The sequence below is a fragment of the Synechococcus sp. UW86 genome (assembly GCF_900474085.1).
Classification (GTDB): domain Bacteria; phylum Cyanobacteriota; class Cyanobacteriia; order PCC-6307; family Cyanobiaceae; genus Parasynechococcus.
The window spans coordinates 56,358-73,909 of sequence record NZ_UCNU01000006.1; the positions used below are offsets into that span (position 1 = coordinate 56,358).

A 17,552-nucleotide genomic window follows, 5' to 3' on the forward strand; every position below is an offset into this window, starting at 1 on the left:
CGGAACCCACGAAAAGCTCAAGGGTTCGATAATGAGCAGTGCCCGGAATTGATGCGCAGGCAGCCCTGGAGGTCGCCCTCGAGCTGCAGGGTGACGTCTGCATCCGTGGCGTTGGGGAGCACTCCGCTGTAGCTGCCGGCATGAATGCGTTCGGCCCAGCCCCGATTGTCCGAAACGGCAGCACTGCGGGGTTCCAGCCAGACCTTTCGATGGGCAGGCAGGGGAACTGCTGGTTGGGCTGCTGCGTTGAGCTGCGGCACTGTGGCCAGTCGCCAAGTTCGGCAGCTGTCCCCGTCCTCCAGCAGCAGATCGATGTGGCATCCGCTGGGGTCGTCCGGTGCTCCGGTGTGACGCAGCAGGGCGTATCGCGGCAAAGACTTTCCCTCAGCCTTCAGTCTCCCTACCCTTCTAAAGCGTCCTGCCAACGGTCTTCATGGCCTCGCCATCGCCGCAGTCCAACGGCAGATTCGAGCACCACTTCCGTGAGCGCTTTGAAAGCCTGCTGCCGACGATCCAGGAGCGCTGGCCGGATCTTGCTGAGCACACCCTTGAAGCCACACGGGGGAGTGTGGATGAGTTGGTTCGTTTGATTGAACAGAACACAGGCCTGACGCCCCAAGGGGTTCGGGAGCAACTGGAGGAGCTTCTCCACAGCGCCGGTGATCGCAGCCGCGGCTGGGCCGACAGCTTGGATCCCCTCGAAGAGCAACTGGAACAGTTGCTGGATGAGTTGAACAGCACCCTGCGGCCGAAGATCGAGGCGCCTGTGCGTCAGCGACCACTGCTGGCTGTGGGTGTTGCCCTTGGTGTTGGGTTGCTGCTGGGCAGCATGCTTCGCGGGGGGCGGCGTTCCTGATGGCCGATCAGAACTCTCCCCGCGGATTTGGAGCGGCAGCTCGGGTGACCGCACTGGCGGCGTCAGTGATGGATCTGCACGTGCGGATTGCCCTGCAGGAGGTGGATCGGGAAAAACGCCGACTGATCAGCGGTGGCCTGTTCCTCGCCATCGGAGGCACGGCCATGTTCCTGGCCTTGCTGGCGGGCGAAGCGTCGTTGCTGCTTTGGATTCAGGCCCAGTGGGATCTGGATTGGATCCGCGCACTGTTGAGCCTTGCGGTGGCCAACCTGGTGCTGGCGGGCATCAGCTTGCGCATTGGCGGCCAGGTGCTGAAGGGCCCGTTCCTGCCTCAGACGTTGGAGGGACTGATGAAAACGGTGCGGGCAGTGATGGGACGGGTTTGATCAGCGGATGTCGTAGTGCAGCCAGCGGCAGTCAATGCCGCCGTTGCTCACGGGAATCCGTTGCTCGGCCTTCAGACGCAGGGCTCCCGTCAGGTTGCGATTTCCACTGAGCAACCAGAGCTTCCAACCCTTGGCCTGGCCTTTGGCGTAGTTGCCAAGCTCTCGATACAACGCCTCCAGCTCCGCTTCATCGCCGATCCGTTGGCCGTAAGGGGGATTGCACACCAACACCCCCGGCCCCTCCGGGAGGGGTTGATCGCTGAACGTGCCCGTGCAGATGCGGATGACTCCACTCAGCCCAGCGGCTTCCACATTGGCCCGGGCCTGATCGGCAATGGCGGGATCCGCTTCAATCCCCAGGAGCGGCGGAAGGGTGAGGTCCCCCCTGCGCCGTTGCCGGGCGCGATCAGCTTCTCTGTCCCAGAGCTCCGGCTGGAAATCGGCCCATCCTTCGAGGGCAAAGTGGCGCTCCAACCCCGGGGCCTGCTGCAAGGCGGCCAGGGCCGCTTCGATCAGGAGCACTCCTGAACCGCAGCAGGGGTCCACGAGGGGTTGGTTTCCATCCCAGCCCGTCAGGCGGATCAGCCCGGCCGCCAGATTTTCCTTCAACGGTGCCGCACCCATGGCGGCCCTGTAGCCACGACGGTGCAGGCTGCCGCCACTGCCATCGAGGCTCAGCTGGGCTTCCCCGCGGGCGAGGTGCAGGTGCAGGGAGAGATCGGGGTCGTCGAGATCGATGGAGGAACGCTCCCCCCAAAGATCCCGTTGTGCGTCCACAAGGGCGTTTTTAATCTGCAGCGCCGTGAAGTGGCTGTGGTTCAGCCCCGGTGCCGTTCCGGTCACATCCACCCGGAAGGTCATCGAGGGATGCAGCCAGCGCTCCCAGTCGAGTGCCTGGCGGATGCCGTCATAGAGGTCGTCCCGGCCCTGGCAGGGGAAGCGCGCCACCTGGCGCAACAGCCGGAAGGGCAGTCGAGCCTGCAGGTGCAGCCGGTAGAGGCAGGCCATGTCTGCCTGGAAGCCCACGGCACGCCTGCCGGGCCTTACGGCATGGGCTCCAAGGGTGCTGAGTTCGTCGCCAGCGGCTGCTTCCAGGCCTTGTGGCACAACGGCCACGGCGGATAGCCGGTTGATTCGACCCAAGGGCGTTGTGCTCCAGGTCACCACTCCTGTCAGAATGACAGGGTCCGGCTTCGTCGGACTAGGTGATCCACACCAGTGTTTCGGACAGCGGTTCGATTCCGCTCAGCTCCATTCCCCCTCACGGGGCTGCAATGGTTTCGACGGGGCATGAGGAGGGTGACTGAAGCCTGCTCGGTGAGAGCAAACCCGTAACTGCGAACAACATCGTTCGTTTCTCCCGTCAAGCAGCCCCTGTTGCTGCCTGACCCATTAAGGGAGATGGGGTGAAGTCAGCCTTATCACCCAAATGACTCATGGGGGCTGGAAGGCCCCCTCAAACCTTTTATTCCAGTCGCTTCCTCTATCTACGCCATACGGGATAAATCAGTTTCGGGATAATTCCCGGGATAATCTCTCCTCATTTATGCACCTGCACTCATGGAGAACGTGCAAGCCGTTTTAAGGCGAGTTTGGGTTCAAAAGTGGCTAGACAACTTCCGGTGCAAGTAAATATGGTTCTTTATGAGTCCCTACCTGAATTAGTTTTGTTAGAGGGTGAAAAAGAATTTGCGTGGGGCTATAGGCGCTTTACTTCTATGCCTCAGAAAAGCAAAAGTGTTATGTCCACATTTTTAAAATATTTTAATTCACGGTTGATAATTCATGGCTAAAGAAAAACGTAGAAGCTGGCTGGACAAAATTGGTAAGTGGATTCTCGATGTCTTGCCGGCAGAAGAGTCATCGCCTGATGTCTCGAGTAAAAAGATTACCGAAATAAATCATACGGAAAAGTCTATACCGGAAGCTACGCCGCTTGGTTCATTAAACTCCGTCAAAAATACTTCTGCCAAAAAGACCAGATTCCTTACTCAAGATTCCGTTGGGTCTATTAATGATACGGTCAAGGAAAACGATATAAAGAAATCAACCGAAAAGCTAGATGTAGATCTGAAAACAATCAATAAAGCATGGCAGGCTTTTCAACTTGCTTGGTCTAAAGAAGGTCTTAGTAGTGATTTCTTTCTTCAAGCTGAGCATCTCGAGAAAACACTTTCAATACTTGATCGAAGCTTTCAAGAAGAGTTGATTGAATGGTTATTTCAACTATGTAATAAGCCACAGGCGCTCAAAGATTTAGCCGGAATTATCGAAAGAGGTCAGGTACGCCCAACCGACAATATTGATGCGATCAGAGCTTTCGCTTATGTGAGTGTTGCAGTTGCACGAAACGAAGAACAATTCAATGCTAACCAAGAAAGCTCTGCGGAAAATGAATTCATCTCAGAGGATAAAAGTGATCAAATTTTTGTTTCTGACAATCCTAAGCCTCTTGAGGACCAACTTGAAGAGTTATCTCAGGATGATTCGCTCGAAAGCGACCTGAATAAGAATTCAATTGAGGTCTCAGATAAAAATGTTGATTCAATTGATTCTATATCTAGGACGTCTGCGGAATCAATTTCAGAAATAAGGAATCTATCGCTAGTAGAACTTGGTCTTTCAGTCCGTTGTGTAAACTCGTTAAGAAGGGCTGATATAAATTCTCTGTTTGATTTAGGAGGAAAAACTTACGAGAGCCTGCTTTCTATAAAAAATTTAGGTGCGAAGTCTGTTGAAGAAATCATAATTGCTATTGAGAATCATGGCTTGCCTTTTCCGTTTGAATGTGAAAATTTATCGCCGTCTGATTCAGGTCTTGATGGTGACCTGCAATCGCAATCAAATCCTGACGACATAAGAAACCTTGGCTTATCTGTTGGCTCACTAAATGCCTTACAAAGAGCAAACTTCCTGACGATTTCTGCTCTTACAAGCGCGACCGAGGAGGAGCTACTTTCGATTTCTAACTTTGGTCCAATTAAGCTGCTAGAGATTAAAAATGCTTTAGACAGTTTAGGCTTGTCTCTTCTTCCTGGTCGAGTCGATTGGAGTACTGAGAGTAGTGATGCTCTTGGTGCGGCAAGTAACATTGCTGGACTACAGGAGGATTGGCTGTCTTTCAAGGAGGAAATACAAGCTAGTTGTCAGGGGTTGGAAGAATTAAATCCTGATTTCTTACTAGATATATGTGAAAAGTGTTCAGAATCGCTGGCAAAAAAAGAGTTCCATCAGATTCTGATTAATGTTCAGGCTTTGTCTGATTATCTTGCTTCAATAGCGCTTGATAATCCTCTATTTGCTGAGCCTATCGATGTGGGCAGGCGAGTACTAATTGAGTGTATTTTGCAGGAAATCATTGATGCTCAAAGTATTGATTCTTTGACATGGCAGAAGAGGCTGACCTCTGGTCTTAAAACAAATAATGCTCGTAATTGGCTTGTCTATCTTCTTCATTGCTCTGGAAGTACTCTTGCTGACATAGCTAAGAAAATACAACCAGCCTGTAGTAGAGAGCGTGCTCGTCAGCTCGAAAATAAGATCGTCAAAATTGTCGGTATCAAGCCTATTGAACTTGTTGAAAAAGCACGAGAATGGCACGAAAAACAGACCCAGTTGTTAGAGAAAAAAATCCTTCAAGAATGGATTATTCAATATGACCGGCTTCCTATATTGATCGACCAAAAACCTGAGGGCCAAGAAAGCTCAAGACTGTGGGATGAGATTTGTGAACTTAATCCGAAGAGTAGATGCGATTTATTGAAAAAGCACGGTTTTGCTATTTCATCACCTGAGTATGACTACCACTATCAATATGTATTAGATCAAACATCGCCAGGAAGTGGTTATTGGAGAGAGTTTGAAAATCTGAAACAGTTTGTTCTTCGGCATGCAGTTGCTTTAGGACAGCCTAATCTTATGCCTAAGCAAACGAGCTTTCCACGATCTGTTGGAGCAATTGTTCAAACATATGGAGGTCAAAGTAAAGTTGCTCAGAAAATTGGACTGAAGTATCAAGGGCAGCTTGTTGGTAGTGATGGTGGTCGTAGGTATTGGACGGATGACCGATTAAACAAACTTCTAATCGACACTAATCTGTTGCTTAACCAAGAGCCTGATTTGATGCCAAGTCATGCTGATATTTTAGATTTTTTCTCCAAAACCCTTGATACAGAGTATCAAGATAAAAAGCCTAATTCTGCTGTGGCTGCATTGACCAAGATGGGTGTGCTCCACTGGAGTGAGGTGGCCAGTAGATTTGGTAAACGGTATATAAGTGGCGAGTCACAAAATAGAGTTACTGTTGCTTATATCAAGGCGTTTGTTCGCGACTTGGGAGATCATTTGACTAGTCTTTCTCCCTCTGAGTTGTTTGTCCTATTTCAGGCACAGGGCATCAATCGTGGAGAGAAAGAAAAGTTCAGTCGGACTTTTGATGCGCTTGTAGATGCTGTGCAGTCTGGTGTTGTGGATAAGGATCAATTACGTAGTTGGGCTGATAACAATCAAGTTGAGTCTATTGATGAGCTTTTGGAATTGGGATCTGATCTTAAAGCAGAATCTTCAATTGAACAAAAAGAGGAGAAGCTTCTTGAACGTCGTTCCAAGCAACTTATGGATGAATTTCCTGGTCATCAAGTTGACTCAGAGATTCATAGAGGAGATTTGCCTAAACTTGAGCCGGTGAGGGTTCTTAAGGCGCTTGATAAAGCAGCTGGCATTGTGGATGGTTCTGGAACTGATAGCGATAAGGTTGAATTTTTGAAGGCAAAGGCCACCGCAAAGCTCTGGGATGCTTGCTTTTCCGAAGAGGACTCCCTTATCAAGAAAGTTACGGAATTTCAGACAGATCATGACTCTTATAGTTCTGAAGTTCGAGAAGCCTTTCTGGCGGAATATAGAGGCGCTAGATCACTCCCGATACCTGAGACTTATGCATTCCGGGATTTAAAGGGTAATCCTCGCAACCCCAAGCTCATGCAACGTCTAGTTGCGTACAGGTTGAAGCGCGACTTTAGGCTTCTTAATTTGAGTGGTACTGGAACAGGCAAAACACTGTCCGCGATTTATGCGGCACAGATTTGTGGATGTAAAAGATTGCTTATTTCATGCCCCAACGGAGTCATTGAAAGTTGGCGCCGGTGTCTAATGTCGGCCTTTCCTTCAGCCAACTTAATTATCAAGCCAAACGGGTGGGAGATACCTGATGTTGGAAAAGGTGTGACCGTAGTTATCGTGAATCATGAGCGATTTCAAGATCGGTTGGCACAGCAACTTCTTGGCTTTTGCATAAACTATCAAGCTGACATGATTGTAGTAGATGAAATCCATCAATCTAAAAGGCGTACTTCTGATACATCTAGCCAGCGCCGAAAATTAATGAACGAGTTTATCAGAATTTCATCCAATATAAATCCTGGCCTGCGGGTTCTCGGATTGTCGGCTACACCCGTTATTAACAATCTCTACGAGGGGCGATCGCTTTTGGAGTTGATTTGTCAAGAGCCCATGGAAGAAATTGGCGAAACTGTAGATCTTAATTCATGCATGAATTTATACCAGCAGTTTGTGGTTCACGGTATCAGAATGAATCCTGGACAGCTTGCGCGTACGAAGCTTATTTATCAAGATATTGATGCTACTTCTCTCCTTCCTAAAATCGCTTGGGCCACAAAAAAGGGGAGCTATCACGATATCGAGCAATTGTTGGTCGAGCCCAAGCTCTCTTCTCTTGGTCGAAGCTTGGAGCATGGCATAAAAACGGTTATTTTTATTTCCTATATTAAAAATACAATTAAGCCAATTACTAGATGGCTTGATGCGAACAACTTTAGCTATAGTGTTTATACGGGGGGTGAAAAAGAAGCGCAGGAAGAAGGGTTTGTGGATTCATTGGATGAATTTATCCATGGCAACTCCGATATTCTGGTTGCTTCCATCAAGTGTGTAGGAACAGGTGTAGATGGTCTTCAGTCTGTTTGTAACCGAGCAATTTTCTTTCAGCTTCCGTGGACATCCACCGAGTTCGAGCAAACTGTTGGTCGTCTTGATCGTGATGGAACTGATTTTGAGTCGGTCGATGTATTCCTTCCTATGACTGATGTTTCGCTTCCGAATGGTGACAGATGGAGTTGGTGCCGTTCGAAGTTGGATCGTATTGAGTCCAAGAGAGATATTGCTAAAGCTGCTGTAGATGGAGAGATTCCCGATGCTGCAAGCTTGATTAGTCCAAGTGAAGCTAGTAAATATTGGCTGAAATGGCTGCAAAAACTTGAAACGCAGAAGTAGTGTTTACTTCAATGTGTGGGGTCTGGGCGAATGCATTTGACTTTGGCCTGCCGGATGTAGTTTGCCCTAGGAAGGCTGCTGTTCTTTGATTCATTCAAAAGCTATTCAGCGCTATAGCAAATATGTACATGCTTGAGCATGCTTCAGCCCTCGTGATAATTGGTGGCCAAATCAGATCGAATCTCAGGAGTTGGGTATTGACGGGTATAAGCTGTAGCTCTAAGTTCATTCTTAACGGCGGGATCAATTCCAGAACGCCGGTCCTCGACGACCGTTGAGGTGGTTATCGGTACTTATTTGCCCTTATCAAGACGCTGAAGCGCATAAGCAGAGCAAAAAGTCCACCGCTAACCACCACTCCCGATCACTAAATGGACCATCCAGCACCTGCCTGGGTGACATCGCCTGTAATGGCGAAGATCCTCGGAATCCACCGTCAAACATTGCTGCGACTACGTCGGAGCGAGTATTCACCCTTTACTGAAGGCCGTGATTTTCGTTGGTCTGGAATGACCACGAACAGCAACCTTCAGTGGCATGCCGCCACGACTGAGGCCACTTTCACCAATGCCAAGCGTATGCCAGCTGAGGCTCTCGATACCTTCGGGCAGGGTGCGTGATGGCAAGAAAAATGCCCCCCAGCCGTGACCAGAAGGCGCTCGTGTTCCTTGGCGCCAATTTATCGACGGTTGAAGAACAAGAGAACGAGCTGATCAAGGAAATCAGCTTCTCAGCTCACCTTTGTCAGGAGATGCTGCGTTTCATTCGGCGTGGTGATCCCGGCCGTGATGTCTTCATCTCGTCCTTGGAGGAATACCTCTCAGACGCCAGCCGGAGCATGCGGAAACTCCGCAAGTTGCAGAGGGAGGTGAGCTGATGGCTACCCCCACTTCCGGGGGTGCAAAAACAAAATTCACCCCCTCCGGTAAGCACAACCCTTGCCCGGTTTGCACTCGGGTCAAAGACCCCGACTGCCGGATCAGTCCTGAGCTGGTCCTTTGCCACAACAACACCGATCACAAGGTCGGCGATGTCTTCAACGGTTATGCCTTCACCGGTGTTTCCAGCGACGGTCGGACCGGCAAGTTCACCCCCCACAAACCGCTCAAAAAGCAGCCGGAGATCATCTACGGCTACTCCGACACCCAACGTTCCAAGCGGTATTACAAGGGCGGCAAAAAATGCTTTGCCGTTCAGCACTTGGTCGCAGGAAGGTGGAAGGCAGGAGCTGGTCCTGACCCTTTCCCGCTGTATTTCGAGAACGAGGCCTTGGCAGGCCTGGACTTCCTCGACTCCGATGGTGTCGTTTGGGAGTTCGAAGGCGAGAAGTGCTGCGAGTTGGCTGTGCAGGGCGGTCTGCTGGCGGTCAGTCAGCCCGGCCATGCCAACAGTCCAGAACAGCGTGCTCCCCGGTATCAACGGCTCAAGGAGGCCGGTTGCACTCGCCTGATCTATGTCGCTGACAACGACGAAACAGGCGAAAAGAAGGCCTCCGAAGCCGTCAAAGGTGCGGAGTTGGCCGGATTAACGATCACGGTGTTTCGAGCCCAGGAGGTTTGGCCTGGCCTCCCCACCGGCGGTTCGATCGACGATGCGCCCGGCCCCGTTGATACCCGGACAGCACTGCTGCGGGTTTGGGCCGACAAGGCCCCCAACCCCGACGCGGCACCGGTCACCCCGGCAGCCGACCCGGAACCGCCCCGGGCAGATGCCTCGATGGCATCGGCGGCGGAGACCTTGGGCGTCACTGAACAGGTGGCGGCGGGGAGGGCTCAGTTCACCTTCAACCGCTTGCTTCCACCGGTCATGGCCGCGGCGGTTGAGATGGTTCAAGAAGACCTACCGAGCGACCCCCTCTCTGCCTGTCTGACCTTTTTGGTTGGGCTCAGCGGCTTGCTCAAGATCGGGACCAGGGCCAGCAGTTCGTTGCGGCACCACGTGCCCATCAATCTGTTTTTTGCGCTGGTTGCTTGGTCTGGCGTGGCCAAGAGCCCCCAGAAGCGAAAGCTGGTTGAACGTCCGGCCGCCGGACTGATCAAGGACGCTCGGGAACACCACGACCGCGCAATGCGGCAGTGGCGGCAGCAGAACAAGGACATCAAGCGGAAGGAGGACCGCCCGCCGGAACCGAAGTGTGTTCTGCCTCATCTGACCGATTACAACGCCGCGTCGTTGGCCGATCAGTTGATGGAGCACGACAAGAAGGGTCAGCCAATCTTGTTGATCCGCGATGAGTTGTCGGGCCTGCTGAAGGCCGTCGAACAGGACACCAAATCAGGGACGGGCCAGGCCGAGGCCCAACTGTTGGAGCTGTTCGAAGGGGATGGCTACGTCAGCCGCCGGATCGAGGCGGGCCTGCGGGCATTTAGCCGGTGCCACGTGAGCCTGTTCGGGTGCATCCAGCCGGAAGTCCTCCGGGAGCTGATCAATGGCGATGGCAATGGTGACGACTCCACCGGCAAGTGGGCTCGATTCCTTTTTTGTCGCCTGCCCGCCAGGCCGCTGGCGCTGGTGGATGAGGACCCAACCCGGGTGGAGATCGATGCGTTGATGGAGGCAGAAAGCACTCTCCAGCACTACGCCGAGACGGCCTATCGGTTGCCGCCGAGGACCTATCACCTGTCAACGGATGCCCGGCGCCATTTCCACGCCTGGTTTCGCAAGCACCAGGCGACGGCACTGCTCCCGGCCACACCGCCAGTCATCAGATCCATGCTGATGAAGACCTCCGCTCAAGCCCTACGGCTGGCTGGGGTTCTGCACATCGCCCAGGTGCTCGAGCTGGGTGACGCAGCCCCCGAGAAGATCGGCTGGCGGGAGGTGGAGACCGCCACCGCCATCGTCGATCAACTCCATCAGGAGACCTGTCTGTTCCACGACCGGGCGGAGTCCGATGAGTTGCTGCTGATGCGCCATGTTCATGCGCTCGGCGCCCGTCCTGACGGGTGCACGTGGCAATGGGCCAAGCAGAAGGGGGGTCGGAAGATCCGTCCCATGGGGGCGGAGAAGTTCGCGGAGGCCGTCGACCAGCTCGTGGCCAATGGCTACGGGCGGCGGGCGTGCGACCAGCCACTGACCTATCGCGCCCTAAAGCCCATGACCCAGTAGCGGACACGTTGGACACGGGCAGGCACATCACCGTGTCTGCCCTTAATCCAGTCATGGCAACTGATCCCGCCAAACAGACACGACGTACACATGGGTGGCACCCCCGTAAAAACGCCGAAATTGACTGGGTGTCGGGGGGTGTGTCTACGTATCTGATTCCTTGAGATCAGTTGCGCTCATTGAGTTCTTGCCAGACACAGTGTCGTGCCTGAATCGTGTCTGCGCATCTGAAACCCATTGATTCGAATAGGGCTCTTAAGGGCTTTATCTTCAAGAGTTTTTCGTTGAATGTATTTAATTTTCTGCTTCAGTTGGCTGATAGATCGAACTCATCGATAGAGGTTTTTTTGATCAAACCGCCCTCCAATTCTTTCGATAGCTGCAGCTGAAACACCGCTGGCTCAAGCTCCGATGCAGCAAGCAAGGCTCGCTCGCTTAAGGCTCCGCACTCTTCAAGCACCTTGGCGAGGTGGTTGTCGGCAATGCCTTCCGGAATAACGAGCTGTGCCGCATCCGCCTTTTTCTTCCTGCCCCGCTTAGCTGGTTTTTTGGCTGCTGCTTCGGCCTCGCGTTGGGCTTTGATCCGTTCCAACAGCACTGAGGCTGGCTCGTCGTTGGGATCTTGCGGGACAAGCTCGCCGCGGAAGGCTTTGGCAAGTAAGGAAGGAATAGCAGAGTTCGTTTTTTGTGTTGCTTGCTCGATTGAGAGTTCGATTTTTGTTGCTGATGAATAGAGGTCGTAAATCCTGGAAACAATCTCCTTTTGTTCGCCAATAGAGGGCAGTTTTATTTGAATGTTTCTCAGTACCTTGAGGGGTATTGTTAGTTGAGCAGTCCCTGTAGCGTTTTTAAAGCACTTTTCTTTGACCTCGTTGGATAAGAGGTTGTAGTAAAGGTATTCCGGTAGAATCTTTTCGGTATCTGATCTAAGGAGTGCTATGTGTCGCTGGAACACAAACTTCTTGTCGGTTTTGACTAAGGCTGGTATCGCTATGGAGCCGGTTACTGAAAAGAGAACATCTCTTCTACGTGCTCTTCGTTTTGGTGAGAGTGCTTCGAAATAAGACTCCGGCACAAACCTGGTCGCTTTCTCGAGATCTAGTTCTGCCTCATTGATGGCAGAAATTGTTATGAATGGAATCCCTTGCTCTGCTTTTGGTGGGGCTTGATGGTCGCCATCTGAAATGGTCTCGCATAGCTCTGAAAGAGTAAAAGTCTCCCACTCTCCTTCAGTACCCCTTTCTTCTCTCCACTCTCGGGTCAGCTTGCCAGAAACAGCAGCTGCCAGTACGGATTGTCGGAATCGCTGGATGATTTCGGCGGCGTTGTTGAGCTTTTGCTTGCAGGCTTCAACAGCAGCGAGGGTGGTGTCGAGCTTGTCGGCGATGCGGCGTTGCTCGTTGAGTGGTGGAAGTGGTAAGTGGCGATCTAGGACAAATTGCTTGGGAACTCTTTGTTGGCCAACAGCACCAGTCATTGCTAGTGCACCCTCTTCCAAAAAAGCTGTTGTTTTGAAGTAGGCAAGAAGAAGCCTCGCCACTATTGCTTCTTGAAATGGGCGCAGAACAAAGAATTCGGTCGATCCTGCACCTTTGGAATTGGGTAGATTTTGGGCGATTCCTGCTTTTCCATTTTCAAAGCATGGGGTTATGCGTGCCAGTAAGACATCGCCATCAGAAAACTGTGTATAACCTTTTTTTACTTGCTTCCATGGTTTGACTTCATATCCGTGTTGTGAGTGGAATTTCGTTCCAAGCTCCTTCATCGGTACGAAGCCCACATCCATGTCGTCGTCCCTGGCTTCTTTGGGTGTTGTCTCAACTAACTCATCGATCTGGCACCAAGCCCAGTTTTTTGGTAGGTGATCTTTCCTCATGAGTTAGATGCTCGCCTGGTTGCTATTTTGAAGGTCATTAAGAATATTTCTTAGATCGTTTATTGCGTCCTCAAGTTCATCCATCGCTTCCTGGGCAAGTACTTCAGGCTCTGGCAGATCTTCGGCATCTTCCGCTGATTCATCGCGCAGCCAAGCCAGATCCAGGCTGAAGTCCCGCGCAGCGATCTCATCGCGGCTGAAGCATTGCCATCGGCCATCTGGTCCAGTTGGTGTACGTTCGGCTTTGCCGTAGGGATCCGAGCCGTAGGCAGATTCAAACTCGCTGAAGTGGTTGCGAGTGAGTGGAGTCCGTTTGCCGAATTTCGGCATGTTGGCCCTTAGGTCGTAGACCCACACCTGATCGGTGTTGCCTTGATCGTGTTGGCCGCGGGTGAAGAACAGCACATTGGTCTTCACGCCTTGGGCGTAGAAGATGCCCGTGGGCAGGCGCAGGATCGTGTGCAAATCGCACTTGGCCATCAGGTCTTCCCTGATCTGTCGCCCCACGTTGCCTTCAAATAAGACGTTGTCGGGCAGCACCACAGCAGCTCGCCCGCCCGGTTGCAGCCCCCGGTAGATGTGCTGCAAAAAGCAGAACTGCTTGTTGGGGGTCGGGAAGGTGAAGTCAGTGCGGCTGGGGAGTCCACCCCCTTTTTTGGTGCCAAACGGTGGGTTGGTCAGCATCAAGCTGGCCCTGGGCAGCCCTTCTCCATCACTGCTCATCGTGTCGCCGTAGCGGATGCCCCCTTCACCGCTGGCGGAATCCAGGCCATGCAACATCAGGTTCATCAACGCCAGCCGGTGCGTGTCTTGCACGTGCTCCATTCCGTAGAAGGTGTGCCGGTAGAAGCGTTGTTGTTCGGCCTCAGTGAGGGAATAGATGTCTTGGTGCTCAGCGATCCAGCTGCGCGCGGCAATCAAAAACCCCCCGGTGCCTGCAGCGGGATCTTGGATCACATCCCCCAGTTGGGGCTGCATCACAGCCACCATCGAATCGATCAGAGGCCTTGGGGTGAAGTACTGCCCTGCCCCTGATTTCTTCTCTTCCGCGTTCTTTTGCAGCAGCCCCTCGTAGAGGTCGCCTAACCCCTCTTCTTTGGCGCTGTACCAATCGAGCTTGTCGATTTCCTCCACCAGCTTGTTGAGCGTGACGGGCTTTTTCACGAACGAGTTGGCGTTGGCGTAGATCTCCTGCACCAACGTTGAGGCTCCGCTCTCTGAGCTGCCCAGTTCAAGCAGCAGCAGCTTGTAGTGCTCCAGCTGCTTGAGGCCCTTGAGCTGCTCCAGCTCGTCCCAACGCCACTCCTCAGGAATCCCGGCCTCCGTGCCGGTTTCCTTGGCCATCTTCAGAAACAGCAGGTACGTCAGCTCGGAGACGTACTGGTGATAGGTCACCCCGTCGTCCATCAAGACCTTGCTGAGGTTCCACAGCTTGGAAACGATGTCAGTGGTGGATTGGCCGCTCATGGTTGCTTCTCATCTCTCCTTCAGATCGGTTTAGGCCGCCCAGACCTCGCGCTGGAACAGCTCCAGCACTTCACCAAGCTCCTCATTGAACACCTTGTTCAGCCTGGGCCAACCGCCCCCTTCTTTTCGAAACACCAAGCCCTGATCGTCGATGGCCGCTCGATCCACGATGGTGATCGACTTGGTCTGGCTGGCGATCCGTTGCAGCCATTGTCGTTGCGGACTGGTCCAGCTGCGTGAGGCCAAGATGCGCTGCAACGCCTTGTCCACCCGCTCTGAGTAAGGAACAAGGGCATCACCGAAGGCTGCTCGGCGGATGTGCCCCATGATCGAAGCCACCAGCTCTTGGTTGGTGGTGTCACGCCAGGCCGTGCGCAGGCTGGCTTCGTTGTAGCCCTCGGCATCGAGGGCAATCCGCAGGTCCTTCAAGTCGGAGCGGGTGAGTTCCCAGGGTTTTTGCAGCACCAGATTGAGCGCTGGAAGTTCATTGCCGCCCTGCTTGATGAACGCCGTGAAGGCTTCGAGGTAGTCCTCCGGCTTTTGACCCTTGCCGTAGCCGTGTTCCGTGGAGCGCAACTGATCGGGTTGATCAGCAATCACCTGGGGTATGCCGCTACTGCCTGTTGATACCTCGAGAACTTGTGCCAAACGCGGCATGTCTTTTACCCATTGACTTGCTTGTTCAACAGGCATGTCGAGCAACCGCGTGACGAAATCAGCTGGCTGTTCACCAGTCACGGTTTGGACCTGATCGCCTTGCTCTTCGCTGAGGCCGCGAGCCTTTCGTCGAACTTTGGCCACAAGCTGATCGCGGATCAGTTCCAAGGTGTTGGACTCATGCTCTTGGCTGAACTCCTCCAGCAGCTGGCTGATGCTGATCTTTGGGTTCGCGACCACAGGCTTCATGTCGCTGATTTCCTTGAGTGCTTCGTAGATCCCGACAGCATCAAAGATGCGGAAGTGGGTCTTGTTAATCGCCTCGCACAGCCGGGTGCCGCGGCCGATCATTTGGTCGTAAAGGATGCGGCTGTTCATCCGCCGCAGGAACACGATGTTGCAGATTGCTGGCACATCAACGCCTGTACTCAGCAGATCCACTGTGACGGCGATGTTGGGGAATGCTTCGTTCTTGTAGTGGCGAATCAGATCAGCAGGTTTGTCGCTCGCTCCGGTGATCTTGGCCACCGCGTCGTTGGAGACGCTGCCGTACTGCTCCTCAAGCGCTTCTTTCAAGAGCGTTACCACCATGTCTGCATGGGCATCGGTCGCACAGAAAATCAGGGTTTTCTGTGGTGACTGCGGGTCCAATTCCGTTGCCAAAAATTGGCAGACGGCACGGTTGAACGGCTCCGTGATCACCTTGCGGTTGAAGCTCTCCACTTCGAAGTCGAGGGCATCAGGGGTGTTGAAGCGATCCAGCCCACTCGACCTCGGATCAAACACCTTCACCTCATCGCCAGCAGCGAAATGGATCCCGTCGCTGGAGAGGTCGGTTTTGATCAGGGTGGGTGGTTCGTGGTCAACCAAGAACCCATCGACTACAGCCTCTCGGTAGCTGTAAACGAATGCTGGCTTACCAAAAATGTCGACCGTGTGGAGTGCTGGCGTTGCCGTCAGTCCCACTCTCACAGCATCGAAGTACTCAATGACACGGCGGTATTTGGAGACGTAGTCATTGAAATCGCGGAAGCCCAATTCCCGCTCACTGAGCTCCCTATCCAGCAGGTAACCGCGGTGGCACTCGTCGATCACGATTAGGTCATAGGTGTCGACGCTGGGCTTTTCTTCGTCGTTGCCCAGCATCAACCGCTGCACCATCGCCTGCACCGTTGCGATGTGCACGCGGGTGTCGCTTTCAACCTCTTTCTCTTTCAGCTCTTTGATGCCGTAGATGTCAGCGAAGTGCTGCAGGCTTTCCATGCGCGTTTCTTTGAACGCGTCGGCAGCCTGCTTGCCCAGCTCAGAGCGATCTACTAAGAACAACACCCGCCTGAAGCGATTTGTTTTGAGCAGGCGGTAGATCAGAGCAATGCAGGTTTTGGTTTTGCCAGTGCCTGTCGCCATCGCCAACAGCACTTGCTGCTTGCCGGCTTCAATCGCGGCTTCGGTGCTCTTAATTGCTTGGCGTTGGTAGGGGCGCAGTGGGAAGCCGTAATCGAAGCTCTCCCGTTTCAGCTGATCATGAGCTTGTTGGCTGTCTTGCCGGGCCAGTTGTTTGAGGCCTTCTGGGGTGTACCAGCCATCAAGAGGCTTAGGGAGGTTGCTGTCTTTGCGGGTATCGCGAAACCAGATGCCGCTTTTGGTCTTTAACTGCGGCAGATAGGGGCGCCCATTGCAGGAGAAGGCAAAGGGGATTGGAAATGGTCCGCCCATGTCGGCGGTGGCTGCCGCGTTGCCTTGGTCATCGGGCACATAGGTCTCGCAGTAGCGCTCGGCTTGCGGGAGTACCCCCGCTACGTCTTTGTTGGCTCGTTTGGCCTCAACTGCGGCGATTGGGGTGAGCCCCAAAAACAGCACGTAGTCCGCATAGCCCCCTTTGCAGGGCCATTCGGCAATCGCCCTGTTGCAGTTGGCTTCTGGCCTGGTGCCCTTGGCGTAGCTGAGTTGCTTGGTGTCGCACTCCCAGCCGGCCTCCCGCAGTTGCGCATCGATGAGCTCACGAGTTGCAGCCTCGTCGAGCTGGATTAAGCCCGTGGCTTGTTTAGCGGCCTGCTTGAGCTGCTTACGAGCAATCGGTGGTTGTTGGCTCGCCGCAATTTGCAGGGCAGACAGGCTCTCAGCGAGTTTGGCTTTTTCGGCTTCGCTTTCTTCTGCGAGGTTTTCCCACTCCTGCTGCAGGCTCAAGGATGCAGTCAGCTCCTGGGCTTGCTTTTGGAGTGCCTGAATCAGGGCCGCTTCATTGGCTTGCGCTTGTTCGTAGCCCTGCTTCAGGGCTTTCAGTTCTTGCCTGAGTGCTTCATCCCCTGACGATGGCTGTGCCTCAGGAGGCTGTGGGGGCTGAAAAGGGCCACTGCGGTAATTAGGGTCTCGGCCGAAGGTGCGGTGAAACCAAAGGCTGAGTTGCCAAGCAACCTTGAGGCTTTGCAGCGCAGTGCTGTGGTCGCCCTCGAGGCTATGGGTGGCGGCATTTCCTGCCTTACGCAGGTTGTGGAACAGCTCGGCCACATCGCGTTCTAAATCGCCATGGCTCTCCAAACGGCGCAACAACTCGAGTTGGGTTTCCTCGCTGCCCGTGTAGAGCCCAAAGCGTGAAGCCACTTGCTGGGCCAGCAGCTCACCAAATTGCCGAAGCTTGATCAGAGCTGTGTTGGGGTCCCCAGGGAAATAGCGCTCCGCATTGCTGCTAAGCCTGAAGAGAGCCCTGTCGTAGGAAGCTATGTGGGTGAAATTGCTCCGCATCTGGGCTGCTTAAGAACTCCTTGGTGTCAGGGGAGGCTTGATTTGGGATGAGAGCCCAGTGGGTCCATTTTGGCCTTGGTTCTCCAGCCTTGAATAGAGATGGCAGTTCTCTTTGACTGGATTTGACAGCCTCAGGCGCACTCGGAGAGGGGTCCCTTCAACCGCGCATCAA

The 17,552-nt window shown here is 53.4% G+C and carries 10 protein-coding genes; 5 read left to right on the forward strand and 5 right to left on the reverse strand.

All coding sequences use genetic code 11. The annotated features are described in order from the left end of the window. Positions 1–17: 17 nt before the first annotated feature. Positions 18–374 (reverse strand): hypothetical protein, encoded by a 357-nt coding sequence (locus tag DXY04_RS02000; RefSeq protein ID WP_115160772.1) that lies wholly within the window; start codon positions 372–374, stop codon positions 18–20. 59 nt (positions 375–433) lie between these two features. On the opposite strand from DXY04_RS02000, the gene DXY04_RS02005 reads away from it, so the two are divergent. Together DXY04_RS02005 and DXY04_RS02010 are read left to right on the forward strand one after the other, a co-directional pair. Beyond that, complete coding sequence (locus tag DXY04_RS02005; protein ID WP_115160773.1) at positions 434–856, forward strand: YqjD family protein; 423 nt, start codon at positions 434–436, stop codon at positions 854–856. After that, a complete protein-coding gene (locus DXY04_RS02010; protein ID WP_115080570.1) occupies positions 856–1,242 on the forward strand; it encodes a phage holin family protein in 387 nt (128 codons plus the stop codon). Before DXY04_RS02005 ends, DXY04_RS02010 begins: the two co-directional genes overlap by 1 nt. Here DXY04_RS02010 and DXY04_RS02015 read toward each other — a convergent pair whose 3' ends face one another. Continuing rightward, the gene (locus tag DXY04_RS02015) at positions 1,243–2,385 is read right to left on the reverse strand and encodes a class I SAM-dependent RNA methyltransferase (RefSeq protein WP_115160807.1); all 1,143 of its coding nucleotides are present in this window, start codon (positions 2,383–2,385) and stop codon (positions 1,243–1,245) included. A gap of 642 nt (positions 2,386–3,027) precedes the next feature. On the opposite strand from DXY04_RS02015, the gene DXY04_RS02025 reads away from it, so the two are divergent. From DXY04_RS02025 to DXY04_RS02035, 3 genes are all read left to right on the forward strand, one after another. Beyond that, on the forward strand, positions 3,028–7,530 hold the full coding sequence (locus tag DXY04_RS02025) for a DNA-directed RNA polymerase subunit alpha C-terminal domain-containing protein (protein WP_115160774.1): 4,503 nt from the start codon (positions 3,028–3,030) through the stop codon (positions 7,528–7,530). Between the two features lie 631 nt (positions 7,531–8,161). Continuing rightward, entirely contained in the window at positions 8,162–8,407 is a 246-nt protein-coding gene (locus DXY04_RS02030) for a hypothetical protein (protein ID WP_115160775.1), read from the forward strand. Further along, positions 8,407–10,638 carry a DUF3987 domain-containing protein gene (locus tag DXY04_RS02035; RefSeq protein WP_115160776.1) on the forward strand — a complete coding sequence of 744 codons (2,232 nt, stop codon included), beginning with the start codon at positions 8,407–8,409 and terminating at the stop codon, positions 10,636–10,638. The genes DXY04_RS02030 and DXY04_RS02035 overlap by 1 nt, the downstream gene beginning before the upstream one ends. 307 nt (positions 10,639–10,945) lie before the next feature. Here the strand turns inward: DXY04_RS02035 and DXY04_RS02040 are convergent, their stop codons facing one another. From DXY04_RS02040 to hsdR, 3 genes are read right to left on the reverse strand one after another with little or no spacing between them, the layout of a single operon-like run. Then, positions 10,946–12,514 (reverse strand): restriction endonuclease subunit S, encoded by a 1,569-nt coding sequence (locus DXY04_RS02040; protein ID WP_115160777.1) that lies wholly within the window; start codon positions 12,512–12,514, stop codon positions 10,946–10,948. Positions 12,515–12,517: 3 nt separating this feature from the next. Next, positions 12,518–13,981, reverse strand: a complete 1,464-nt coding sequence (locus tag DXY04_RS02045; RefSeq protein ID WP_115160778.1) for an N-6 DNA methylase — start codon at positions 13,979–13,981, stop codon at positions 12,518–12,520. A 30-nt stretch (positions 13,982–14,011) separates the two neighbouring features. Continuing rightward, the gene (gene hsdR, locus DXY04_RS02050) at positions 14,012–17,380 is read right to left on the reverse strand and encodes a type I restriction-modification system endonuclease (protein ID WP_115160779.1); all 3,369 of its coding nucleotides are present in this window, start codon (positions 17,378–17,380) and stop codon (positions 14,012–14,014) included. Between the last annotated feature and the right edge of the window lie 172 nt (positions 17,381–17,552).